The organism is Salinimicrobium oceani (genome assembly GCF_012037645.1).
This window is the reverse complement of the sequence record NZ_JAAVJR010001335.1, coordinates 1-324: the sequence shown is the minus strand read 5'-3', so window position 1 is coordinate 324 and position 324 is coordinate 1. Positions and strand designations below refer to the sequence as shown.

1 protein-coding gene is annotated in these 324 nt (G+C 41.4%); it reads right to left on the bottom strand.

The genetic code is table 11. The annotated features are described in order from the left end of the window. The coding region (locus tag HC175_RS22080; protein ID WP_209310195.1) for a hypothetical protein at positions 1–266 on the bottom strand (266 nt) is incomplete at its 3' end. Between the last annotated feature and the right edge of the window lie 58 nt (positions 267–324).

Sequence of the window (324 nt, the reverse complement as noted above, 5' to 3'; positions counted from 1 at the left end):
AGTTCCTCCTCGGTGATCCCGTTGACATTTGCTAGCGTATTCATTACGTTCTCCAGCTCATCAAATAACCCCAGTAGCAGTTGCAGGTTTTGATCTTTACTGTCGCGGAACATCTCCAGGTCGAATTTAAATGTGTCTCCTTCCCGGAAGATTTCATTAATTTCTGCAAATTCGCCGGTCATGCCCACGTTAATTATTCTTTCCATCAGTTCCTCGTGGGTTTCCAGTAACTGCCTATAGGTGAGGATGATTTTATCTCTATACATTGGGTTCAAAGTTTAAGGTTCAAGGTCGCTCAATTCAAAATTTAGGATTCAAAATTCA